Genomic DNA, 23,683 nt, shown 5'->3' with positions numbered 1-23,683 from the left:
TGGCGATCCGTCTACTGGACTAGTAACCGCTTGCTAACCTGCTCATTGGCCGTTTTTACTCGAACGATATACAATCCCATGGGTAAGTCATTGGTTCTTACCGAGACGCGGGTGCTTGGGGTGCTGTAGTAGGGGTACGAACGAATTTGCCGACCGCTAACATCAAATAGATCGACGGTAAAATCCTGGACCCCTTTCAGTTGCACGTCCACCACGGGATCAATGGTTGCCGGATTCGGCGATACGTTCACCGTCAGTGTTTCCGCTTCGGGCAGGGCACCCGTCGACGCGAACTGAATGAGCCGCGCCCGCCGGGGGCTTAACTGCAATACCGCCCGCATCCGCGCCACTTGCCCCTGCGTGAACAAGTTCATGCAGGCATCGGGCGAATAATCCATGTAATCTTCGGTCAGGTTACGGGTGCGCACTCCGCTCACACAGGTCGAGTACAACTCCCGACATTGGGACGATTGATTCAGACTTTCCGTCGGGGGCGTATCAGCAACGTAATCATTACCGCAGGACGCGTCTCCGTTTGGATGAAGGAGTCCCAGCCAATGCCCAATTTCGTGCGTAGTCGTTCGTCCCAGATTATACAATGAGCTTTGCACCGTTCCCGTTTGCCGCCCGAAATACCGATAGTCAATGATGGAACCGTCGATGTATTCGCTCCCAACCGAGGGTAAGCCCTTCAACGTATCAGCCGCTGCCGGAAACTCAGTGAAGCCCAGAACACCTTCCAGGTTGGTTATCCAGATGTTCAGATACCGATCGCTGGGCCAGTAAGCCACCCGGGCAAGTTCCTGCCGGTCGGCATCTGCGTAGGGATTGAAGGACGATTTACCGGTGTAGTAGGTCCGGGTAATTCCGGAGGAAGGTTGATTGTTAGGGTCGGTCGTAGCCAGGTAAAATTCAATCTTGGCATCGGCGCCCACCGGACTGGCATTGTAGCCACTCGTTCCCTGTTTCCGGCGGTAATCTTCGTTCAGAGTCTGAATCTGGGAGATAATCTGTTCGGTCGAAATATTGACGTTGTTGCCCCCGCCGATGGTGCCAGACGCCGTGCTGTGCACGACGTGCACGACGATCGGAATCCGATAAACGGTTTCGTCGGCCTGTAACCGAAATTTCTTCTGGGTATCCAGGTACTGATCAATCCGCCGGTTGAATTCAATGAGTTTTCGGGCTCTCTCCGGATTTTGCTGTTGCTTTAGTTTTTCGTAGATACCCGATCCGCAGCGAATAACGGCGGTATCGGCGGGCGTTTGCGCCCAGGCGACGGAGGTTGCCAAGCACGCAAAAGAACCGGCCAGCCAACGCCAGCCGGTTCTCCCGGTTTGTTTCAGTCGATTACTGACCCGCTTTTTCATAAGCCGTTACAATTTCCCGCACGAGTCGGTGACGTACTACATCCCGACCATCGAGTTCGACGAACGAAATTCCTTTGACATCTTTCAGAATAGCCAGCGATTCAACCAGACCCGATTTCTGCCGGTTGGGCAAGTCAATCTGTGATCGGTCGCCCGTAATGATAGCTTTCGACGTTGGCCCCATCCGCGTCAGGAACATCTTCATCTGCATGGTCGTTGTGTTCTGCGCTTCATCGAGCAGAATAAACGCATTATTCAGCGTCCGACCACGCATGTACGCCAGGGGCGCGATTTCGATGATCCGGTTTTCCTGGTAGAACTTTAGTTTCTCAGCCGGAATCATATCGTCCAGCGCGTCGTAGATTGGCCGCAGATACGGATCGATTTTTTCTTTTAGATCACCGGGTAAAAAACCCAGGTTCTCGCCCGCTTCCACGGCAGGGCGTGTGATGATGATCTTCTTGACTTCCTTGTTTTTCAGCGCCCGAACCGCGATGGCAACCGCCGTATATGTTTTACCTGTACCGGCAGGACCGACAGCAAAAACCAGATCATACTTCTCAGCGGCTTCGACCAACCGTTTCTGGTTGTCGGTTTTCGCCCGCACGACCACCCCACGCGTTCCATAGACCAGAACTTCATCGTCGTCCGGCGGGACGGGAGGAACTGCGCCTATGCCAGCCGTGGGTATCCCACTGGTGGTGAGGTAATTTTGCACGTTTTCGTGCGTAATTTTTCCGTAACGCTGGTAATGTTCAAGCAGTGAATCCAGGATGTCGCTAATCCGGGCGATTTCGGGCGTAGTACCCTTGATCCGGATTTCGTTGCCGCGGGAGATGATTTTACTCATTGGAAACGCTGCGGCAACTTCTTTAATATTATTGTTTTCTACGCCCAGAAAATCAATGAGCGAGACATTATCGAGGGTGATGACTTTTTCGACCAAACGATGACTAACGTTTAAGTGTGACTCCGAAAAGTAAGCGATTTCTTTTCGTATATAACACGATTTTTAGAAAAATTATTCACGCATTTACTCTGGTTTAAGCAAGCGGGACCAGTAAGTTTATTAGCCCCCCTCAGCATCAGAACATTTGCGAGTTGACGGTCGGCAACGAAGTCAACAGCGACTACCCTATTTACGCGTGAGGTCGCTTGACGCGACCTCACCAACTCACTGCTTTTATTCACGATGACGATCAACGCTTACCGACCGGCTCGTTTCATCAGGGCATCGCGCGAGAGGGTAATCAGATGACCAATTGGTTTACCGGCCCGGTACGTAACAACACGCAGCGTAATGGGGCCGTCCGGGAGTTCGACCGGCTGGCTGTATTTGGTCGAGAACTGATCAGGCATGGTATCGTCGGTCGAATAATAGATGTCCAGACCCGGCACCTCGCTTGCCATGTCCAGCATGAGCTTATTATCTTTCATGCTAGTTTTAACGATGGCGTCGTACACGGCTTTCGAGTAGTTTACCTGCGCCACGTCCGCCCGATCGAAGTGCGTTTCCATGCGCTTCACGAAGTTCGGCCAGTTTTTGATCTCCTTTGGCGACCAGTAAACTTCAGACAGCGCCCAGGCGCGCGGGAAGGTCATGTATTCGGCATAGCGCATCGTCGGAATCTGCTCAGTCCAGAGGTTACCCTGCCCACCCAGAATATATTTCGGATCAACGCCATCCGGCACAGGTTCGTAGTTGTAGCTCGTCTGGGCCCGTAGCGTTGCGTAGATGGGCGGATCAACGGAATTATCGCCCTGGTTATAATCCAGGTAGGCGTAGGTGGTAGGGGTCATAACTACATTATGTCCCAGGTGAGCAGCTTCAATGCCCCCCTTCACGCCCCGCCAGCTCATAACCGTAGCGGTTGGCGAGATACCCCCTTCCAGAATTTCATCCCAGCCCAGGAATTTCTTGCCTTTGGCAGTCAGAATCTTCTCGACCCGGCCCATGAAATAGCCTTGCAGGTCTTCGACGTGACGGATGTTGAGTTTCTTCATCAACTCCTGACAACCGGGGTCCTGCGCCCAGAAACCTTTGTAGCACTCATCGCCACCCGCGTGGATGTATGGATTAGGGAACAGGGCCGCTACTTCGGTAAATACCTTATCCAGAAACTCATATACTTTCTCGTCCGATGGGTTCAGCGTGTTCTCCACCTTCATTTTGAACGTACCGTTGCCGTACCATTCCGAGAACGCCGTACCGGGGTTGACACTAACCGGCGCTTTCGTGCAGCTTAGTTCGGGATAAGCCGCCAGCGCGGCCATGCTGTGGCCAGGAATATCGATTTCCGGCACAATCGTTACGTTACGATCCTGCGCGTATTTGATAATCTCACGGATATCATCCTGGGTGTAAAAACCGCCATAGGGCGTTGGCTCTCCGGGTTTCGGCTCCGCCCGATCGTTGAAATGGCCTGTCCGGGCAACGCGCCAGGCACCAACGCTGGTCAACTTCGGCAGCGATTTGATCTCGATCCGCCAGCCGTTGTCGTCCGTTAAGTGCCAGTGCAATGTATTGTATTTCAGCTTGGCGATCTGGTCGATGTATTTTTTTACGTCCTCCTTCGGAAAGAAGTGACGGCTAACATCGAGCATGATGCCCCGCCAGCCGAAACGCGGATAATCCGTAATCTCCACCGCCGGAACGGTCCAGTTGGCGTTGACCGCAGTTTTACTACCAATTTCTTTCGGCAGCAATTGGGCCAGCGTCTGTGCCCCGTAGAACAAACCCGCGGGTTGATTGGCCGTAATCACAACCCCCTTGGGCGTTGCCGACAGCGAATAACCTTCGGCGCCAAGCTGCGCGTTTGGCGTTGCGTTCAAATTAAGCTGAATAGCCCCCGACTTCCCTTCTTTCGGTTTGATCGAGTAGCCCGTGGGGGTATTTAGTTGTTGAGCCAGCAGGTCAGCCGCGACTTTGCCGGCAGCCTGGTTATACTGAATACTGGTTGATTTACTTAATGCAAACGTTCCTTTCTGAGCCTGCATGCGGACAGGCTGAGGAATCAGATGAATAGGAGCTTGCGCATTGGCTATGCTGACGCAGAGAGCCAGAAAAGCAGTACGTAAAAGGTGCATATACGCCGAAAATAAGGAGAGATTAGCCGATCCACCCAGTCACCGACCCATCCGGGCGAGTTCATTGAACCGGGTACGTTCAGGAAAAATCAAAGGTAGTAGATTTGTTCCAACTACGCCCAGCAGGAGAGACAGCCTCCATTGGAACGCCAAAAATCCCTCCGTTATTGGCACATTTTTCCGTTTCATGCGTTTCTTCTGCATGGACGTTAATCTGTCCCCGTTTTTTCAATGACCCAATTACTCAAAGACCTTACCCCCCGGCAGATTGTTGCTGAACTGGATCAGTACATTATTGGCCAGCACGACGCCAAACGTAACGTAGCCATTGCCCTGCGTAACCGCTGGCGCCGGATGAACAGCGCGGCCGACATGCAACGCGAAATTACGCCCAACAATATTCTGATGATTGGTGCTACCGGTGTTGGTAAAACCGAAATTGCCCGGCGGCTCGCCAAAATAGCCGATGCGCCTTTTATTAAAGTTGAAGCATCGAAGTTTACCGAAGTCGGCTACGTCGGCCGCGACGTGGAAAGCATGGTTCGCGACCTGGTCGAGCAGGCGATCAATATGGTCCGCACGGTGAAGAAAGAAACGGTAAAAGTAAAAGCACAACAGAATGTAGAAGACGCGATTCTTGACATATTGATCCCGTCCGTCAAGCCAGCCACCACCCCCTCGGTAGGCTTTGCGCACGAGAATCCCGATTCAGACGCCGAACTGAACGAACGTACCCGCGAACGTTTTCGGGAGAAAATCCGCTCGGGCGAGATGGATGATCGCAAGATTGATATCGATGTCCAGCAGTCGCAGACGCCGAACATTGGCGTGCTGGGCGGGGGGGTCGACGACCTGTCGATGATGAATATCCAGGAAATGATCGGCAACATGATGCCGAAGCGTGGCAAGAAACGTAAGGTCACCATCGCCGAAGCCCGCACTATTTTGCTGGAGGAGGAAGCCGCCAAGCTGATCGACATGGACGAGGTGAAGGAAGAAGCCATCCGCAAAGCCGAAGACGCCGGGATTATCTTCATCGACGAAATCGACAAAGTTGCCTCGTCCCGCTCCGGCAACGGTGGAGGACCCGACGTAAGCCGCGAGGGTGTTCAGCGTGACCTGCTGCCCATTGTTGAAGGTAGCGCCGTGAACACCAAATATGGCGTTCTTCATACGGATCACATTCTGTTCATTGCGGCTGGAGCCTTCCACGTAGCGAAACCCAGCGACCTGATTCCGGAGTTGCAGGGGCGTTTTCCAATTCGGGTTGAATTGCAGAGTCTGTCGGAGAATGATTTTTACCAGATCCTGAAAGAACCCAAAAATGCGCTGACCAAGCAGTACGAAGCCATGCTCCAGGCGGAAAACGTGGAACTGACGTTCGACGATGAAGCCCTGCGCGAACTAGCCCGGATCGCTTTTGAAGTCAACGCCGACGTTGAGAATATCGGCGCCCGTCGGTTACAGACCGTCCTGAGCCACCTTATGAATGACTTTATGTTTGATATTCCGGACGTCATCGGCGCGAATGCACGCGTCGTTGTCACCAAGGAACTGGTCAATGAGAAACTAAACGGTCTGGTCAAAAACCGTGACCTGAGTCAGTTCATTCTGTAAACGTATTACTCTGATAGGCGACCGTCCCTACTGGCTTAGTCAAAGCGGGTAGGGACGGTCATTTTTTTGTAGCAACCTTACCACCTGCTCAATGCCCCGATCCGTATCGGCGCGCTTCCGGTCGGGCGGGTCAAAGCGGTTGAAGGGCCGGAGTTCTAGCACGAAGGTTTCTTCGATGGACGTATCGTCAATGGGCGTGTACAATTTGTAGCCGGTCAGGTGAATCGGTAAAATACCGTACTGCCGCTTGAAGGCCGTTAACAGATACGTCAGTAACTGCTCAACCTCCTCCGCTGACTTATTAATTGCTGGTACAAAGCGAATCTCAGCGCGATTACGGTCTACCAATGTCTGCTCGTTGGGCGCGTAATGGCCTTCGCAACTCGAAAACGTCCTGGCAATTCCCGTCGCGTTGACGGCATCGACCAGCGGGCGAATGCAGGGTTCTATATCATCCATACAGCAGGTTTTCTCCGATCAATTCAGGGTTTTCAACAAATTGATTTATAAGCCAATAATCTATCACTTCCTTATCTCAAGCCAAGCACTGGCGTGATTTTGGCGAAAAATAAAATATATACGAAATCAATTATTTGTAAATAACCCTCTCTACTTGCTTAACCAGGTAAAAAAGTATCCTGAGCAAACGAAAAACTTATTCGTATGTGACACTTTATTGGTAGTTTATAAACTAAAATTAGCCAAATGACCTTCTTCAATCATTTTTGGCCTTATTTGTGATACTATTCAAGAATAGCAACCGCTTAAGTAAAATTTGAAATTTTCCGGCAAACAAATTTTTTAAACGGTTTCTGCTACTACTTTTACGACTGCTACTGACCCAGGATAGAGCCATTTCATGATAGCTAATCACTTGCTACGTATTTTAGTTTTAACAATCTGTTCAATAGTTGTTACCTCGTGTAACAAACTAGACGTACCCGACACTACCCCCGCATCAACACCTGAATTAGCTTCCCAGATCGGCCCCTGGCGTCCCAGGGAGCTGGCAAACACGCCGAGTTTTCGCTGGATAAACTCGGATAGTGAGCCTGTCCGCCAGCTTATTTACAGTGGTCCCGCCTACGGGTCGCTTCCAGCCACGGATGTTTTCGCTTATTACGCCAAACCCAGTAATGGAGCAACGGGCAAACGTCCCGCGATCGTCCTCGTACACGGTGGCGACGGCCAAGCGTTTAAAGAATGGGTTCAACTGTGGGCAAGTCGCGGTTACCACGCCATTGCGATGGACCTGGGAGGCAACGGCCCTGACCAGCAGCACCTACCCAAAGGAGGACCATCCCAGGGATCTACGGAAAAATTTACCAGTATTACCCAGTCTCAGGATCAGCAGTGGGTGTATCATGCTGTGGCTAACGTCATGGCTGCGCACTCACTCATCCGGAGCTTACCGGATGTCGATATGGACCGGACGACGATCGCGGGCGTCAGTTGGGGTGGTTTTCTGACGAGTATCGTTGCCGGACTGGACCCCCGCCTGAGCGCTGCCAGCATCAGCTACGGCTGCGGTTATTTGGGAGAGCCGGGCGGTCTATTCGATCAGAGTTTTACGGCGCTCACGGGTCAGCAACGTAACCAGTGGATTGCGAAGTACGACCCATCCAATTACTTGCCTTTTGCCAGAATACCTGTGCTGTGGCTCGCGGGCGCAACAGATCAGTACTTTACGCCCGTCAGCCTCAGTAAATCCTACGAGTTGGTTGAAAAAAATTCGCTGTATAGTCTACGGCCTTTCTTCAGACACTCACAGGGCGACGGCGCCAATGCGCCTGAGATTGAAGTATTTTTCAATCAGGTACTCTTCGGGGGCAAACCCCTGCCCGCTGTAATTGCTCAGCATATCGGGTTTGGTCAGGTAACGGCCAAGGTCCTCACCAAAACCCGCATCTTCAGCGCGTCCTTATCCTACACAACAGACACAACGCTTCCCTACGAAGCACGAAAATGGGTTACGTTGCCGGCAAAAGTGGACGGTACATTAATCACCGCGCCTGCTCCACCGGATGGCGCGACCATCTGGTTCTTGAACGCGGTTGATGAACGTAACACAATCGTTTCCAGCGAGTACCATATTGTGCAGTAACTAACAGCTCCAGCAAGAAACTCAACTAACGTATTTCTTTTTTCGCGTCCGCGAATCGGGACCAGAGTGTATACCTTAGTGGTCGCCCAGCCTGCGACCCGGGCACCCAATTGAGCATGGTTTCCACGACACGTTTGGCCTCTTGCACGTACTTATCGTCGACTTCCGTATAGGCGGCTTTAACCTCCGATACGGAGCCGTCTTTTTCTATCAGCAGCCGAATCTGTACGAGGGGACCTTTTTTGAGACTGACCGGGTACCGGCTGGTCGATTGAATGTATTGCTGCATCGCGGTATTACCTCCAACGAACGCTGGCGGTACTTGAACAATCCTGTAAACAGTGGTATCCGATAGCGTTTGGTCGTTTCCCTTTTTTGCAATTTTTACTGGGTTCCTATCAGGAGCCTGCTGGCTTGCCTTGACTTTGTCCTGATAATACGCTGAACAAAAAGCGCGCGGTAATTCCGCTGGCGTTTTTGTAAACCAACCGGCCACGTAAAAGCCAGCAAGCAGTATTTGACAGGCGAACAGATTGATTGTCATAGCAGATAGATAGTTATATCCCTTTGGGTATTTGTTCTGTCAAGTGCCTCCAGTAGCGTTTGGGCATATGCTGTAGCTGAAGCCGTACGTTTTTGCGGGCGTCAATCGTAACACTCTTAAAGTAGCGACGCCAGAGTTCCTGGTAAAACTCCTCTCGCTCGTCGCTGATCTCGGCAATGAGCGTAGACGTAGCCCGCCTACCCTGATTAAAATCAACCGACACCGGGGTTACAGTCATTAAATCGTAATAGACACCATATTTGCGTCTGGCGTCATAAATCAACCACCGTTGGTCAGCGTACCGGCTTTCAAAATGGCCAGCGATAAGGGGCAGTACATCACAGTCCGGCTCAATGATGGCGTAGTACAACTGATCGCTGGTCAGCTTAAAGCGAACAAACGCTTCCATTCGGTGCGCTTCTCGTTTTACCCGCTTAGCTGCCTGTCGAACAGCCCACACGGCCGGGTGACCGTAATCCTCCTCCACGTTTTGGGTATTCCCAAAAACGTGACGCACGAACTGCCACATCACCTCTTCCGACTTCGCCGTATCGGACAGGTACACCTTGTACAGTTGATCTATTGCCTGAACCGACAACCGTTTTCGTAAACCATCGAGTACCCGCTTCGCCTTCTCTTCATCGGTAATGACCGGCTTGGTTGCCCCAAACAGCGGGGCGCAGTACGCTTCCTGATTGGCGAACTGCACATCCCCCAGCTTGTACTTATAAATGTCGAACACGGCCGTTAGCCAGCCTTCGTAGGTTCCGTCGTAAAGCAGCGTTGTCATCAGAATAAGCTTAGTTGCGTCGACAGGTTGCGCTCGTACTTGCTTTTTTGCCGCGCCAGGATCAACTGTTTGAGTTGCGAAGACGTGTAGTCTTTAACCAACGAAAACGGTGTAGCAAACGCCAGAAAATACTGAGCCCGATTGTAAGCAATCCCCATCTGTTTTAGGTGGTCGGGGCGCATTTTTCGGTAACGCCGGGCAGCCACGATTTTCTGGGCACTTTGAAAGCCGATGCCCGGAATCCGTTTGATGAGCTCCAGATCAGCCGTGTTGACATCAACGGGAAATTGCTCCAGATGCCGTAGCGCCCAGCCCAGCTTGGGATCAATATCCAGTTCCAGATTAGGTTGCTCCAGGCCCACCAACTCATCGAACGCAAAGCCATAATAACGCAGTAGCCAATCCGCCTGATACAGTCGATTTTCCCGAATGATGGGCACCGGCGTACCAATCGAAGGGAGCCGGTTATCCTGGCTGATGGGCACATAGCCAGAATAATACACGCGCCTGAGGTTCATCTGATGATAGAAATGAGTCGCCATCCCCAAGATGTCCAGATCGCTTTCTTTGGTCGCCCCGATTACCATTTGGGTACTCTGACCGGCGGGCGCGAAAAGTGGCGCCTTGTGATTACGCTTTTTCTCTTCCTGATAGCCAGCAATCTCAGTTTTCAGGTAAGTCATCGGCCGGATGACGTCCTGGTGGTTCTTCTCCGGTGCCAGTAGCTTCAAGCTCTGCTCGGTAGGCATTTCGACGTTGACGCTCAGGCGATCAGCGTACAGACCGGCTTCTTTCATCAACTCCTCACTAGCCCCCGGAATGGCTTTGAGATGAATATATCCGTTGAAGTTCTGCTCCGTGCGCAGCTTTTTGGCAATCCGTACCAGGCGCTCCATGGTGTAATCCGGACTGTCGAAGATGCCCGAACTCAGGAAAAGGCCTTCAATGTAATTGCGCCGGTAGAAATTGATCGTTAGATCAACCACTTCTTCGACCGTAAAAGCGGCCCGCTTTACGTCATTGCTTTTGCGGCTCACGCAATACGCACAGTCGAAGATGCAATGATTGGTAAGCAGTATTTTTAGTAGCGATACGCACCGACCATCCTCGGTAAAGGCGTGGCAAATACCGTATCCTTTTGAATCACCTAACCCTTTGTCTTTATTAACTCGCTTGCTCTGACCAGAGGAACAGGACACATCATATTTAGCCGCATCAGCAAGTATTTCCAGCTTCTCCATCACTCGGTCATTCACCATCTCTCCCCCCTTTTTGATTGACGATAAAAATACGCTTTTATCCGCTGCTGACCGCCGGGATTAGTAGCGAAATGCGGACAAATAACGCTGCTTCATCACCTTCTTTCGGGGGCACGATAGCTACCTGCTTGTGTACAAGGCGACTATCATTTTACTGAGTTTAGGTCGGGGTAAAATTTCCAAATCGTCGCGCTGAACAGCTAGGCCAGTATGATCGATTTAGGCCTCATCGTCTCCTTATAATCATAGATGATTTTACGTAAAATTTCCATATCACGCGGACACTGCTGCTCAAATTCTTCCCAGTGAATTAGGGTCACCTGCGCGGGCATCTCGACTACCGCGATGATACAGTCCCAAAAGGCATCCCAGCTCACGCCGTACCATTCGGGAAACTGGAGCTTTACCATAAACAGATTATGAAGATCGGCTTTCGTCCGAATGCCCGTTAAATCCAGAGTCATAGTGAGATGCGATGAGGTTTGTTTTAGGTAGAACATAGTCACGTAAAGTCAATAATTACAACGAATTACCGATCTCATTTCCTAGCGAATCAGCTCAAAAATATCGCCTGACCGGCGTTATAGGTAGACCCAAAGCCTGTCGATAACGAAGACAAGTCAGTATGTTCATGTATTATTTACCCTTTTAGACTGTAAGATCGGTCGATGCTTGGCTGATCCGTTGATACGTCTAACTGCCAATACCATGCTTTCTGCCCCATCAGACATTATACGTAGCGCGTTGATGAAAAAACTAGCCTTTCTGTTCGCTTTACTTGCCTGTTCGGCTGTTCATGCCCAAACGCCTATCGATTTGTCTGACTTTCAGAAAAACAAGGGTGCGACCGTAACCCGCCAGGCAAATGGTCTGGAAGTAAGCTGGCCAACGACCGGCCAGGAAAAAGCCAGAATCGTCATTAATCTTGATCCAGCCCAGCCGCTGTTCAGCAGTCTTCAGGTGTCCCAGCGGGGAAGCTGGAAAGAAATTGCCAGCGCGCTCGACCCGGCGTTCGTGCTAACTGTCGGCAAACGCGATCTGGTCTCGCAAAACGGCTGGAACATCTTTTTTGATAAAACCAACAAAAGACCGCACCAGTCCTATGCCGTTGAACTGACGAAACGGAGCGCCAGCGTTCGGACGGTTGGCTCACGAACCGTTATTCGGATTGGTGACGTACAGGCGGGTACGTTCAGCGGAGCTCTGGAGATTACGGTCTACACGGGTACGCCGTTGGTCAACGTAGCCGCCGTGATGGCTACGGAAGTCGACTCGACGGCCATTCTGTACGATGCTGGACTGGTGACAAAAAAGCCAGTCTGGACGCAAATTGCCTGGTCAGATACGGACAACCGGATGCAACAGGTACCCGCCCAGCTGAGCCAGCTCAACAAGGCGCAGGCCGTTAAGTACCGAACCATCATTGGCCAGAGCCAGGCCGGTAGTCTGGCGGTGTTCCCGGCCCCCCATCAATACTTTTACCCGCTCGACGAAGCCTTTAACCTCGACTTTACGTGGTACGGTAGAAACTACCGGAGCCTGATCCCCGATTTTGGTATCGGTATCCGGCAGGATTTGATGGGGGACAAACGCTGGGTACCCTGGGTGAACGCCCCGCCCAAAACGCAGCAACGGCTCAACTTTTTCTGCCTGCTGAGCGCGGATCAACCTGCTCAGGCCCTTGAGAACGTAAAAAAGTTCACCCACGGCGATTCGTACAAGCCGGTACCGGGCTACAAAACCATGTCGAGCCACTTTCATAACGAGTATGTGATGAACGTAATTCTGGCGGGTAAGCCGGTACCGGAAACGCCTAATTTTGTCAACGTCTTCAAAAATACGGGTGTCGACATTGTTCACCTGGCCGAGTTTCATTACACGGCCCACCCGAAAGGACCAGACAGCCTGCGGCTTCGGGAGATGAAAACGCTGCACAATATGTGCGAGCGGTACTCGACGAGCAAATTTCTGCTGCTGCCGGGCGAAGAACCCAATGAGTTCTTTGGCGGGCACTGGCTCAGCTTTTTTCCCCGGCCCGTCACCTGGATTATGTCCCGGAAGGCCGACATGCCCTTCGTCACGAATGATCCCCAGTACGGAAAAGTCTACCGAGTCGGCGACAAGACGGACATGCTCAACTTGCTGAAAGCCGAAAACGGGCTGGCCTGGACCGCCCACGCCCGCACGAAAGGGTCGACCGGCTACCCGGATGCTTACAAAGAAGAAGCGTTTTTCAAATCGGATCACTTTTTCGGGGCTGCCTGGAAGAATATCCCCGCCGATTTATCGGAGCCTCGCCTGAGTCGGCGGGTCCTGGATTTGATGGACGATATGGCCAACTGGGGGCACAAAAAACACGCCATCGCCGAAGCAGATCTCTTCTCCATGGAACCGGAAAATGAGACCTACGCCCACTTGAATGTCAACTACCTGCAACTGGACAAACTGCCTGCCTACCAGCAGGGGTGGCAGCCCGTACTAGACGCCATGCGGCAGGGAAAGTTTTTCGTGTCAACCGGCGAGGTACTTCTCCCCGCCTTCAGCGTAAACGGCAAAGGAGCGGGCGAAATCGTTACGCTACCCAGCGACGGAAAAACCACGATTACGTTGGCCGTGGACTGGACCTTCCCCCTGACGTTTGCCGAAATTATTTCCGGTGACGGGAAGCAGGTGTTTCGGGAGCGAATTGAACTAACCAACACGCTCCCGTTTGGTAAGCAGACCTTCTCGTTCAAGACGAACCTCAAAAACCGTACGTGGGTACGCGTTGAGGTGTGGGACGCAGCCGTAAACGGTGCGTTCACGCAGCAGGTCTGGTTGACTCGCTAAGCCCACTGCCATTCATAACTATACCAAGCACTTATCAAGGTGTCGCTCGATTTCGAGTTATTGACGTCAACTCTACCGCGGCCAAATTGAAGCCACCTTGCTCAGCTGTTAACCGCAATGTGTGCTTTCCTTTACGTAGGCGAATCGGTTCGGCGGGGGTGAGTTGCCAGGCGGTAGGGCCGCCCGTATTTGGCACAGCGACCGCTTTACCCGTCCCCTGGTTACCGACCTGGATTGCCAGCCGACCACCCGTCGTGTCACTGGCCACGCGGAATCGCACAGCGTACGTACCAGCTTTGGATACCTCTATGGTGTATGTTAACCATTCGCCCGTTTCAATAGTCGACACGTACGGACGCCTGTCCGTTTGATCAAGTTGGATATCAACGCCATCGTTACGGTAGGCCCGCCCCCGGTTTCCATCGGTATTTACGCCCGGCGTGTACTGGTAGCGGGCCGTATCCGTATCAAAGTAGGCTATCCGCTGCCGCCCCATATCAAAATCAGCAGCCAGAATTGTGGTTTTGTTCGTCAGGCTATGCGCCACAAAAGGTATCGACGAAGCGGATTGGACTTGCCGAAACATAGCGTCGGTTACGTCTCGATGGTACTGGTTCTTCTCCAGCGTTACGTTGGTCAGTAGTTCGTCCAGGGTTTTCTGAGCCTCAGCGGGCGATGGTTTCGGAGATTTACCGCTCCAGTAATCAAGCAGACGCTGATACCCCACCGGTGCTTTAATTTCCAGCGGGTTGTTGATTCCCATCTTCTTCAATTGCCACCAGCACCAGCCAATGTCGTGGCTTTCCATCAGCCGGATCGCTTCAGTAAACCAGGTATTCGAGTTCTCGCCCGATTCCCCCAGCCAGATCGGCACGTTATACTGCTGCCGCAAATCCAGAAACTTCTGAATTGATTTCTGATCGTTGAAGTTGCCGTATTTGTGAAAGCTCAACGCCATGTTTGGGTCCCAGGTTGGCAGGATACCTGCGTAATTATTGCCGAAACCATTACCCTCAATGATGATCAGGTGATTTTTATCGACCTCTCGAATAGCCTTCGTGATGTCGACCATTAGCTTTCGCAGGGGAACGTTCTTCGACTCAGCCGTACCGCGCACGTCTTTGGGGTCCTCGAAGCCCCAGTTGGGTTCGTTGATAATGTCGTACCCACCGATCCACGGCTCATTGACGTAGCGTTCGGCCAGTTTTCGCCAGAGCGCAATGGTCTTTTGCTGATTGGCCTCGCTTTGCCAGAGCGACGGTTTGGCCGGGTCACGGTCGGCAATGGGCAGATCGTTGCCTTGTCCACCAGGAGCTGCGTGTAAATCCAGGATGAGGTACATCCGATTAGCCTTGCAACAGTTGAGCAGACTATCCGTCATCGCGAAACCCTTGTCCAGCCATGTCTGTTGCCCCGCTACCGGCTCCTGCTCGACGGGCAGGGTGTACAGATCGTAGTGCATGGGAAGGCGAACCGAGTTGAAGCCCCAGGCCGCCATTGAATCGACATCAATTCGACGGGTATGGTTAGCCAGCCAGCGATCGTAGAACTGGGCTGCTTTTTCGGGTCCGACGACGTCCGCAATCTTTTCCCGGATGCGGTACTGCTGCCCCAGGTTGCTCAGCCGAAACATGTATCCTTCCTGTAGCATCCACCCACCAAGTCCCATCCCGCGCAGGATGATTTTCTTACCCGTTCCGTCGACGATCAGCGAACCGTCGGCTTTAAGAAATCCTGGTGATTGTTGGGCGAGTACCCGGCCCCCTACAAGCAGGCTGGCCACCAGAACCATTTGAATCGTTAGTCTCGAAAAAAACATAGTTAATTAAGTTATACACAAAGCGGGTTATTGTCCCCCGGAACACGCACCCCGGCGAACAATAACCCGTCGACTTATTCGGTTTACTCGGATTCGACAAAAATTAAGGATTTACGATTACTTTCTTGGACAGCGATTTAGTCCCATCGTCCATTTTGATGATGTAAACGCCGGTGTTCATGTTTGTTACGTCCAGACTTTCTTTAACATGAGTTTGCTGGATCGCTTTACCCGTAATGTCCGAGATAATAACCTGAGCTGGTTGAGCCACCCGGATGGTAAAACTACCGGTCGATGGGTTCGGGTACACCTGTAACCGCGCATCCGTTCCGCCCGCTTCCGGCAGGGTCGCTAACCGGGCCGAGCCGGCGGCTCCCCAGTTGAAGGCTTCCCAGCCGCTGATCGACGAGCGATTGCAGTTCATGGGTGTCTGCCCGTTTTCCGACGATACGTATTGCCCGTTATTTCCCCGGAAGGCGACCTGCCCGCCACTAAGCTCGACCCAGTCGAATGACTCCCAGGTACCCAGCGTCGTTCGTGAACAGGTCATGGCCGCCTGCCCGCTTTCGGAACTGACGTAAGCACCGTTACTACCACGGAGGGCGACCTTGCCGTTGCCCGCATTCACGACGACAAACTGCTCCCAGCCCCCCGCCGACGCGCGGTTACAATTGATAGGGGCCTGCCCGTTCTCCGACGATACGTACTGATTGTTGAAGCCCCGTAGCCAGATCGTCTGCCCGATTGGTGCCCCGGTCCCCGCAATACGGAACCAGTTGATATTGAAACTACCATTGGCCGAAACCAGCGCCACTTCCTGTTCACCCGCCGGTAGTTGTACCGTCTGCGTGATGGTCTGCCAGTTTTGCCAGCCGCCCGTGTTGGGCACACCAATCGTGCCGAACGACGACGCCCCCCCCAGCCGCTCGAAGCGAATACTAGCGCCACTGTTGGGCGTTGCGACGCGGTACTGAATGGTATAGCTACCCGCCGTCGGTACGTTGATGCGATAGCCCAGCCAATCGTTTGTTTCGATATTACCGACGTTTTGTCCACCTCCAGCATCCGTGGTGGTTTCGGTACCGATGCCACTCATCGAGCAGTAGCTCTCGGCCTGAATCGTAGCGGGTACGGCGTTGTAATTACCGGTACAAACGTTGGTAGCGCCCCGCCGTGGATTTACCGCATCCAGCGGACCGTAGTTGATGCTCGTATTAGCGAATTTGATGTTGTTCAGTACCCCGTTCATGGCCGATACACCGTCGGTCAGGTAGGGCGGCCCCGCGATTCGGCGCAGGGCCGCGTTGGGGCTGTCGCTGGTGCGTTTGTAGGTCCAGTGAGCCCAGCCAATTTTAGCCCCATTCAGCTTGTCGACGTTCTGCCGAAGCCAGTTGTCGTCGTTTTCGCCGGTCTCACCAATCCAGACCGGTACGTTCCAGCGCGACCGGAATTCGGTCAGATTGATCATCCGGTTGATCTGATTCGGATTGCCGTCGCGAACGTAATCGTCGTTCGGATTGATCCAGTAGCGGTGCGCGTTGTACACCAGATTCGAGCGGTTGTTGAAGTTGTTCGGTTCGAGGTAATCGTAGTTGTTGCCCCAGCCGTTCCCCTCCACCATAATCAGGTGCGTATCGCCCAGATTTCGCACGGCGTTGATCAGTCGATTGGTCAAACTAAAAATGGCCTGTCCGCCACCGGGGACGTTGTTGGGTTCATTGATCAGATCCCAGAACGCGACCGTATTGTTGTTGATGTACCGACGGACGATGGTTTCCCACAGCCGCACCGTGACATTCTGGAAAATAGCTTTGTTCCAGAGGTCGTTGGCGACCAGCGCATCGGAGATGTTCGAGTCGCTCCCTTGTGCACCCGGTGCTGCGTGCAGGTCGACGATAACGTACATACCGCGGGCTGCGCACCAGTTCAGGCAGTTCTCCAGCGTACGAAAGCCTTCGGAATTAGGATCGGTAAACAGTTGGTTGTTGTTATACCAGCTCGTCATCGAACTGACGTAGGTACTGTACGTATTCGGATTGCGGATGACATTGTTGCGCACGGCCCGCTGCGACGGTGTCAGGAACAGTTCGTAGTGCATCGGAATCCGGACGCAGTTGAAACCCTGATCGGCGATCCAGTTAATATCGGCCTGGGTGATAAAATTATCGCGCCAGCTTTGATAGAACGTTTCGACCTGTGCATCGGACTGACCCTGATCGTACAGCCGCTTCTTGAATGACCCCTGCGTACCGCCCGAATTTGGATTCATCATGTAGCCTTCCTGCAACAGCCAGCCCCCCAGCCCGACGCCTTTCAGCAGCACTTCCTGGTTACTCGCGTTCACAATGCGTTGCCCATCGGCCCGCAGCCGACTCAACTGCGCCTGCGCCAACGACGCACTAAACAACCAACTGATTACTAAACAAATGACTGACCAGTAGCCGAGCGTCTGACGCCCGGTCGTTTTCCGTAGAATTGTGTTCATTGATGTACGTGGTTTAGCCTTGATTGCACCTTATTTTTCAATCATCCTGTACACACGGACGTAGTCAACGTCCATGGCCGTCGGGAAAGCGGTAGGCTCAATGCCCTGCGCCCCACCCCAGTCGCCACCCACCGCCAGATTCAGCAGTAGGTGAAACTTCTTGTCGAAGGGCCACACCGCGTAGCCCTTGCCCTCGTTCACAAACTCAAATACGTGCTGATCGTCGATATAGCCCCGAATGGCGTAGGGTGTCCAGTCGACGCGGTAGCGGTGGTAGTCGGTCGTGGCCGTTTCTATCCGCTTCGTGGCGGTCTTCTGCGTGTTGATTTTGAAATAGTAAGCCAGTGTATGGGTCGAGATATGGACAACGTTGGGATCGTAGCCGACATGCTCCATGACATCGATTTCACCCGAATTCGGCCAGCCTCCATAGACCCAGTCAGTAGGCAGCATCCAGATAGCGGGCCAGGTACCTTTGCCGACAGGCAGCTTCGCCCGAATCTCGAACCGACCGTAGAGAAAGTCGCCCTTGCCCCGGCTTACGAGTCGCGCCGAGGTGTAGTCGCGGTTTTCCCGTTTCTCGCGCCGGGCCGTAATCGTCAGTTTACCATCGGCTACGCGGGCGTTGTCGGGGCTGTCGGTATAGTATTCCAGCTCATTGTTACCCCAGCCACTCCCGCCAAGGTCATAGCCCCACTTTTTCGAATCGGGCAACCCCTGATAATCAAACTCATCGGCCCAGACCGGAGTCGTGTCAAAGGTCCAGCCCAGATCGGTCGGACCGGTCGTGACGACTGGATTGGGGCGCACGGTCGAGGGTTGCCCGGAGCAGGCTGCCAGCAAACTAACAGCCAGCAGCCCCGCTACGAACTCGTTGATGAAGATATACATGCTATGTCGAGTCGTTTCAGGGTTTATTCAGGAATCGTTTCTGTCATCCCGACGCCAGGGGACTCTCCGGGAATTAGCAATTTTTCTGCTGCTACGGAAGCTCCCTCCTATCGTTGGGATGACAGAAAAGACTGTGCATGCATTTATAAACCCCCGCTTAGAGCGTACCGCCCCATTCCTTGCTTTGCCGGATTTTGGTGTTCTCCATTTCCAGCAGCGGGATCGGCAGAATTTCGTGCTTCCCCGCCACAAACCCGCGCGACGATAGTACCAAAGCCGCTTTCCCCCAGCGAACGAGGTCGAGCCAGCGGTGGCCTTCGCCCGCCAGTTCGATCCGGCGCTCCGTCATCAGGTTTTCCATTGTCGCCGTCACACGATGCAGCTTATCGCCATAGGCCCGGTCGCGCACGGCGTTGATCAGCGTAGCGGCCCGTATCTGATCGCCCCCGCCCCGAATCAGGGCTTCGGCTTCAAGCAGGTAGGTGTCGGCCAGCCGCATATCGTACAGATTCTGCGCATAGTTCAGCTCTGGCGCGCCCGCTCCGGTGGGGCGGTTAGCCTGACGGGCAGCCGTTTTCTCCAGAAAATAGCCCGTGTTCATGTAGCCTTTTTCGTAGGTCGCGATACCATTCCGTTCGAGACTGTCGAGGTTAGCCACCGTCGACCGGCTCCGCGGATCGTTTTTAATTACATTATACAGGTCCGGCGTTACGACCAGGAAGCTCCAGCCCGACACATAGTCGGGTGCCCCTGCTTTGAGTGGTCGGTAGCCGCGCGGACCAGTCATGATGTTCAGCACGTTTCCTTCCGTACAGGCCACACAGCCCCAGTCGCCCGCCGAAGTGTTGGTAAACGAAATCTCGAAAATCGACTCACTGTTGAATTTGTTCGAGACTTTCCACAGATCGGCGAAGTTATTCAGCAGCTTGTAGCCGTACTGGTTCGTACCGCCCGGCGTACCGTTGACAAGCGCCAGTTCCTGGGCGGCCTGATTAAACTTTTCCTGTTGTAGATATACCTTGCCCAGCAGCGCATGGGCGGCCCCCTGTGTGGCCCGCCCCCCTTCCGTGGCAACCGGTACCGTAGCTGGCAAGGCTGTTAACGCTTCGGTCAGGTCCTGCTCGATTTGTTTGTACACCTCCGCCGGGCTTGCCTGCGTTACGTTGTACATATCGGCCGTGTCGACGGGTTTTGTAAACAAAGGCACGTTCTTGAACAGCCGGACCAGATCGAAGTAGAAATAAGCTCGCAGGAATTTCGCTTCGGCGGTGTAGCGGCTTTTCAGCGTCGCATCCATCGGCACGCCGGGGAGCTTCAGCAGAATGGTATTGGCCCGGAAGATGCCCGAGAAGCCTTTGCGCCACAGGTCGCCCTGCGGTCCCGTGTCGGGCGTCAGCGTGTAGTTGGTCATCACCTGGAAGGAGTTGATGTCGCTGGGGCCGCCCCCACCGGCGTAATGGTCGTCGGAAGCGGCATTCATCGTTCCGATTTTCGTAATGTAACCACCACTTTGCCAGCCTACTACGTCGTAGACGGCAACCAGTCCGTTGAAGGCTTCCTGCTGGTTGCGGTAATAGTTCGATTCGAGGTTAGTGCCTTTGGGTTGTACTTCCAGGAATTTTTCGGTGCACGAGCCGCCCAGCAGACTAAAGGCCAGCAGCAGCGCCGGTGTTTTATACCAGATTTTCATGAGCTACGAAGTGATAAGAAATTAGAAACCAACGTTCAATCCCAGCATGAAGCTGCGGGCCTGCGGATAGATACCCCGGTCGATACTCAGGACGCCCCCGCCAATCTCCGGGTCGTACCCCGTGTACTTGGTCAGCGTCAGCAGATTCTGGCTCATTAGGTAAATTCGGGCCCGCTGCATTCGCAACTTGTCGGTGATGGATTTGGGTAGCGAATAGCCGAGCTGCAACGTCTTGACCCGGAAATAGCCCCCGTCTTCGAGGTAGAAATCCGACGGGTTGAGGAAGTTTTTGTTCGGATCACCGTTGACGATGCGCGGGTAGCTGTCCGACGTACCAGGACCTGTCCAGCGATTCAGGGCTTTGGTTTGCCAGTTGGCATTCTGAATGTCCAGTCGGCGCAGCCCCTGGAAGATCTTATTACCCGAAACTCCCTGTCCGAACAGCACCAGGTCGAAGTTTTTGTAAGACGCGTTAAACGTAAAACCGTACGTCCAGCTTGGCGTGGGATTACCGATAAATGTCCGATCGGCTTCGGTAATCCGACCATCGCCGTTCAGATCGGCCCAGCGAAAATCGCCCGGTTTGGCATTCGGCTGAATCGGCTTTCCATCCGACCCGACGTAGCCGTTGACGTCTTCGGTAGTCTGAAAAATACCCCGTGTCTGGAAGCCGAAAAACGAGTTGATCGGCTGTCCAACGGCGGTGCGGGTAATAGGATAGCTGCTGGCCTGAAGCCCTTGCCCGCCCGACAGACACGCGATGCCATTACCCAGGTCGGTCACGCGGTTCTGCACGTACGACACGTTGCCGTTCATCGACAGTTTTACCTCGCCGATACGCCGGTTGTAGCCCAGTTCCAGTTCAAACCCCGTATTCTGAATATCGGCTACGTTGGCCGCTGGATTAGAAATAGCGCCGACATAGCCCGGGATGCGGGGATTCTGGAGGATATCGGTCGTTTTCTTGCGGAACCACTCCAGCGTGATATTTACGTTGTTGAACAGTGTTGCGTCGATACCGACGTTGGTTTGGCTCGTCTGCTCCCATTTCAGATCGGGGTTGGCCGGCGCGTTGGGACTGTATCCAATGATATAGCTCCCCGACGAGCCGATCGTGTAGTTACGCCCGCTGCCGATGGTCGACAGGTAAGCGAAATCGCCGATGTTGTCGTTACCTACTACACCGTACCCCGCCCGCACTTTCATGAAGTTAACCACCTTGTTCTGGGGGAAGAACGGCTCGCGCGACAGCACCCAGCCCAGTGACAGCGAGGGAAACACACCGTATTTGTGGTTGGCCCCGAATCGCGACGAGCCATCACGCCGGATTAGTGCCTGCACCAGGTATTTCTGGTCGTATTCGTAATTGATTCGGGCAAACAGCGAGCTAACCGTGTGAATGGCGCTTTCGCCCCCATCCGACGACCGCTGATCGACAGGCACTTTGTAGTTCAGCGACGCGTCGTAGAAATTGTCGACCGGCACATTGAAGAACGTTACGCTGGTCGACCGGCCGTTGTTGTCTTTGTACGCCCCCTGCCCCAGCAGCAATGACGCCGTATGTTTGTTAACGGAGCGTGTATACGCGATGGTGTTTTCGAGGTTCCAGTCGATCCGGCGGTTGTTGCTCCGGTTGAACGACGTCTGCGATGAAATGGTCGTTGCGTTTAGCCATGACAAGGGCGAGAAGTTCTCACCACCCCAGAACGCCAGCTTAGCCCCCACCGTCGACCGCAGTCGCAGCCCTTTTACCGGTTCGGCTTCCAGGTAGCCGTTGCCAACGAAGTTATCGCTCCAGCCATAGTTGCCCAGACGAGTCTGAATGTACGCCAACGGGTTGGTGATTTCCTGCGCGACGGCCTGCGAAATACCATACGGGTTGCCATTGGCATCGCGCCGGATACCCACGTTGGTGTAGGGAGGAGCGCTGGCAACGGCCGGATTAGTCACTACCGCGGGTGTGATGGGATCGAGGTTGATAGCTGAGCTAAGCGGTCCGCCAAACTCGCTATTGGTGTTCCCCAGCCCGACCGATTTGTCATTTGCGTAGCCCAGGTTCTGTCCGAATGTTAACCATTTGGCAATTTTATGCGTCGAGTTGATCCGCACATTCATGCGATTGTAGCTGGAAATATCCGTCGCGACAATGCCCTGCTGATCAATATACCCCAGCGATAAGTAATACGTCGATCGTTCGCTACCTCCGCTCAAGCTCAGTTCATGCTGCTGCCGCCGGGCGCTCTTGTTGAAAATCAGCGCCTGCCAGTCGGTGCCCTGTCCCAGCGCAGCCGGGTCGGCATAAGCCGGTTTGCCACCCGCGTTGACAGCCGCTTCGTTACGTAGTATTGCGTACTGCGTTGCGTTCAGCAGGTCGAGTTTGCGGGCCGGTGCCGACACGCCGTAGAAACCGTTGTAATTGACCTGAAGCGTTCCGGCCTTGCCTTTTTTTGTCGTGACCAAGATAACCCCGGCAGCAGCCCGCGCACCGTAGATAGCCTGCGAAGCCGCATCTTTCAGTACTTCAATCGACTCGATGTCCGACTGATTGAGGTAGCCGATCCCGCCGTTGTCGATCACGACCCCATCGACGACCCATAGTGGATCGTTGTTGTTGAGCGTCGTTACGCCCCGCACCCGCACCGACGAGCCCGAACCCGGCTGTCCCGAACTCGACGCAATCGTCAGCCCTGACGCCCGCCCCTGCAGGGCTTCTTCGACGCGGGTAATCGGCATGGTGTTGAGATCGGCCGCTTTCACGCTGGAGATAGCTCCTGTTACCACGCTTTTCTTCTGGGCACCATAGCCGACCACCACCACCTCGTCAAGGTTACTGGCATCGTCGACCATCGAAACAGTCAGCACGCTATTGTTGCCAACCGGAATTGTCTGCCGCTTCATACCGATCTGGCTGAATACCAGTACGGCGTTGTTGTTCGGAACGGCAATCGTGAATTTACCGGTAGCATCGGTAACCGTACCGGTTGTCGTGCCCTGTACCAGCACCGATACGCCGGGTAGAGCGTTGCCGTCGGCCTGGGCCGTAATAGTGCCGGTAACCTGACGCGTTTGCGCCCATAAACTAAGGGGGAACAGCAGCAGGAAAAGCAAGCGAGCGGAGTAACGTGTAGAACGTTTCCTCATACATGTAAGGGGTTTAGGACTATGTTGTTTTGAGAAAAAAGAATGTCCCAAAACTAT

16 protein-coding genes are annotated in these 23,683 nt (G+C 53.6%); 3 read left to right on the top strand and 13 right to left on the bottom strand.

The annotated features are described in order from the left end of the window. Positions 1-11 precede the first annotated feature (11 nt). The 3 genes from ACYVAD_RS10725 to ACYVAD_RS10715 all read right to left on the bottom strand — a co-directional run bounded on the left by ACYVAD_RS10725 (position 12) and on the right by ACYVAD_RS10715 (position 4,457). A complete protein-coding gene (locus ACYVAD_RS10725) occupies positions 12-1,370 on the bottom strand; it encodes a M43 family zinc metalloprotease (RefSeq protein WP_461139481.1) in 1,359 nt (452 codons plus the stop codon). Next, positions 1,351-2,316, bottom strand: coding sequence for a PhoH family protein (locus ACYVAD_RS10720; protein ID WP_461139480.1), 966 nt, complete (start codon positions 2,314-2,316; stop codon positions 1,351-1,353). The genes ACYVAD_RS10725 and ACYVAD_RS10720 overlap by 20 nt, the downstream gene beginning before the upstream one ends. A gap of 260 nt (positions 2,317-2,576) precedes the next feature. Then, positions 2,577-4,457 carry a beta-N-acetylhexosaminidase gene (locus tag ACYVAD_RS10715; RefSeq protein WP_461139479.1) on the bottom strand — a complete coding sequence of 627 codons (1,881 nt, stop codon included), beginning with the start codon at positions 4,455-4,457 and terminating at the stop codon, positions 2,577-2,579. Between the two features lie 231 nt (positions 4,458-4,688). Between ACYVAD_RS10715 and hslU the strand changes: the two genes are divergently transcribed. Continuing rightward, positions 4,689-6,074 carry an ATP-dependent protease ATPase subunit HslU gene (gene hslU, locus ACYVAD_RS10710; protein WP_461139478.1) on the top strand — a complete coding sequence of 462 codons (1,386 nt, stop codon included), beginning with the start codon at positions 4,689-4,691 and terminating at the stop codon, positions 6,072-6,074. Between the two features lie 39 nt (positions 6,075-6,113). On the opposite strand, the gene ACYVAD_RS10705 is transcribed toward hslU, so the two are convergent. Beyond that, positions 6,114-6,533: a hypothetical protein gene (locus tag ACYVAD_RS10705; protein ID WP_461139477.1), complete on the bottom strand. Its 420-nt coding sequence runs from the start codon at positions 6,531-6,533 to the stop codon at positions 6,114-6,116. 415 nt (positions 6,534-6,948) lie between these two features. On the opposite strand from ACYVAD_RS10705, the gene ACYVAD_RS10700 reads away from it, so the two are divergent. Beyond that, on the top strand, positions 6,949-8,178 hold the full coding sequence (locus tag ACYVAD_RS10700; protein WP_461139476.1) for an alpha/beta hydrolase family protein: 1,230 nt from the start codon (positions 6,949-6,951) through the stop codon (positions 8,176-8,178). Between the two features lie 25 nt (positions 8,179-8,203). On the opposite strand, the gene ACYVAD_RS10695 is transcribed toward ACYVAD_RS10700, so the two are convergent. From ACYVAD_RS10695 to ACYVAD_RS10680, 4 genes are all read right to left on the bottom strand, one after another. Beyond that, positions 8,204-8,722: a hypothetical protein gene (locus tag ACYVAD_RS10695; RefSeq protein WP_461139475.1), complete on the bottom strand. Its 519-nt coding sequence runs from the start codon at positions 8,720-8,722 to the stop codon at positions 8,204-8,206. Positions 8,723-8,735: 13 nt separating this feature from the next. Beyond that, on the bottom strand, positions 8,736-9,512 hold the full coding sequence (locus ACYVAD_RS10690; protein ID WP_461139474.1) for a TIGR03915 family putative DNA repair protein: 777 nt from the start codon (positions 9,510-9,512) through the stop codon (positions 8,736-8,738). Further along, entirely contained in the window at positions 9,512-10,768 is a 1,257-nt protein-coding gene (locus ACYVAD_RS10685; protein WP_461139561.1) for a putative DNA modification/repair radical SAM protein, read from the bottom strand. The genes ACYVAD_RS10690 and ACYVAD_RS10685 overlap by 1 nt, the downstream gene beginning before the upstream one ends. A 203-nt stretch (positions 10,769-10,971) precedes the next feature. After that, entirely contained in the window at positions 10,972-11,235 is a 264-nt protein-coding gene (locus tag ACYVAD_RS10680) for a barstar family protein (RefSeq protein WP_461139473.1), read from the bottom strand. Positions 11,236-11,479: 244 nt separating this feature from the next. Between ACYVAD_RS10680 and ACYVAD_RS10675 the strand changes: the two genes are divergently transcribed. After that, complete coding sequence (locus ACYVAD_RS10675) at positions 11,480-13,600, top strand: CehA/McbA family metallohydrolase domain-containing protein (RefSeq protein ID WP_461139472.1); 2,121 nt, start codon at positions 11,480-11,482, stop codon at positions 13,598-13,600. A gap of 34 nt (positions 13,601-13,634) precedes the next feature. Here the strand turns inward: ACYVAD_RS10675 and ACYVAD_RS10670 are convergent, their stop codons facing one another. The 5 genes from ACYVAD_RS10670 to ACYVAD_RS10650 form a co-directional block, all read right to left on the bottom strand. Beyond that, positions 13,635-15,419: a cellulase family glycosylhydrolase gene (locus ACYVAD_RS10670; protein ID WP_461139471.1), complete on the bottom strand. Its 1,785-nt coding sequence runs from the start codon at positions 15,417-15,419 to the stop codon at positions 13,635-13,637. Between the two features lie 103 nt (positions 15,420-15,522). After that, positions 15,523-17,904 carry a cellulase family glycosylhydrolase gene (locus ACYVAD_RS10665; protein WP_461139470.1) on the bottom strand — a complete coding sequence of 794 codons (2,382 nt, stop codon included), beginning with the start codon at positions 17,902-17,904 and terminating at the stop codon, positions 15,523-15,525. 30 nt (positions 17,905-17,934) lie between these two features. Continuing rightward, positions 17,935-18,795 (bottom strand): glycoside hydrolase family 16 protein, encoded by an 861-nt coding sequence (locus tag ACYVAD_RS10660; protein ID WP_461139469.1) that lies wholly within the window; start codon positions 18,793-18,795, stop codon positions 17,935-17,937. Positions 18,796-18,952: 157 nt separating this feature from the next. Further along, on the bottom strand, positions 18,953-20,485 hold the full coding sequence (locus tag ACYVAD_RS10655; RefSeq protein ID WP_461139468.1) for a RagB/SusD family nutrient uptake outer membrane protein: 1,533 nt from the start codon (positions 20,483-20,485) through the stop codon (positions 18,953-18,955). 21 nt (positions 20,486-20,506) lie between these two features. Beyond that, entirely contained in the window at positions 20,507-23,626 is a 3,120-nt protein-coding gene (locus ACYVAD_RS10650; protein WP_461139467.1) for a SusC/RagA family TonB-linked outer membrane protein, read from the bottom strand. Positions 23,627-23,683 lie beyond the last annotated feature (57 nt).

The organism is Spirosoma pomorum (assembly GCF_054776615.1).
The sequence above is the reverse complement of the archived record's forward strand: the minus strand, read 5'-3'. Positions and strand labels throughout refer to the sequence as shown.

Excerpts from the sequence above, each read along its gene's own strand:
- hslU (WP_461139478.1), top strand. The coding sequence starts at position 4,689 with ATGACCCAATTACTCAAAGACCTTACCCCCCGGCAGATTGTTGCTGAA.
- ACYVAD_RS10665 (WP_461139470.1), bottom strand. The coding sequence starts at position 17,904 with ATGAACACAATTCTACGGAAAACGACCGGGCGTCAGACGCTCGGCTAC.
- ACYVAD_RS10705 (WP_461139477.1), bottom strand. The coding sequence starts at position 6,533 with ATGGATGATATAGAACCCTGCATTCGCCCGCTGGTCGATGCCGTCAAC.
- ACYVAD_RS10675 (WP_461139472.1), top strand. The coding sequence starts at position 11,480 with ATGCTTTCTGCCCCATCAGACATTATACGTAGCGCGTTGATGAAAAAA.
- ACYVAD_RS10695 (WP_461139475.1), bottom strand. The coding sequence starts at position 8,722 with ATGACAATCAATCTGTTCGCCTGTCAAATACTGCTTGCTGGCTTTTAC.
- ACYVAD_RS10690 (WP_461139474.1), bottom strand. The coding sequence starts at position 9,512 with ATGACAACGCTGCTTTACGACGGAACCTACGAAGGCTGGCTAACGGCC.
- ACYVAD_RS10660 (WP_461139469.1), bottom strand. The coding sequence starts at position 18,795 with ATGTATATCTTCATCAACGAGTTCGTAGCGGGGCTGCTGGCTGTTAGT.
- ACYVAD_RS10715 (WP_461139479.1), bottom strand. The coding sequence starts at position 4,457 with ATGCACCTTTTACGTACTGCTTTTCTGGCTCTCTGCGTCAGCATAGCC.
- ACYVAD_RS10650 (WP_461139467.1), bottom strand. The coding sequence starts at position 23,626 with ATGAGGAAACGTTCTACACGTTACTCCGCTCGCTTGCTTTTCCTGCTG.
- ACYVAD_RS10725 (WP_461139481.1), bottom strand. The coding sequence starts at position 1,370 with ATGAAAAAGCGGGTCAGTAATCGACTGAAACAAACCGGGAGAACCGGC.
- ACYVAD_RS10670 (WP_461139471.1), bottom strand. The coding sequence starts at position 15,419 with ATGTTTTTTTCGAGACTAACGATTCAAATGGTTCTGGTGGCCAGCCTG.
- ACYVAD_RS10680 (WP_461139473.1), bottom strand. The coding sequence starts at position 11,235 with ATGACTCTGGATTTAACGGGCATTCGGACGAAAGCCGATCTTCATAAT.
- ACYVAD_RS10655 (WP_461139468.1), bottom strand. The coding sequence starts at position 20,485 with ATGAAAATCTGGTATAAAACACCGGCGCTGCTGCTGGCCTTTAGTCTG.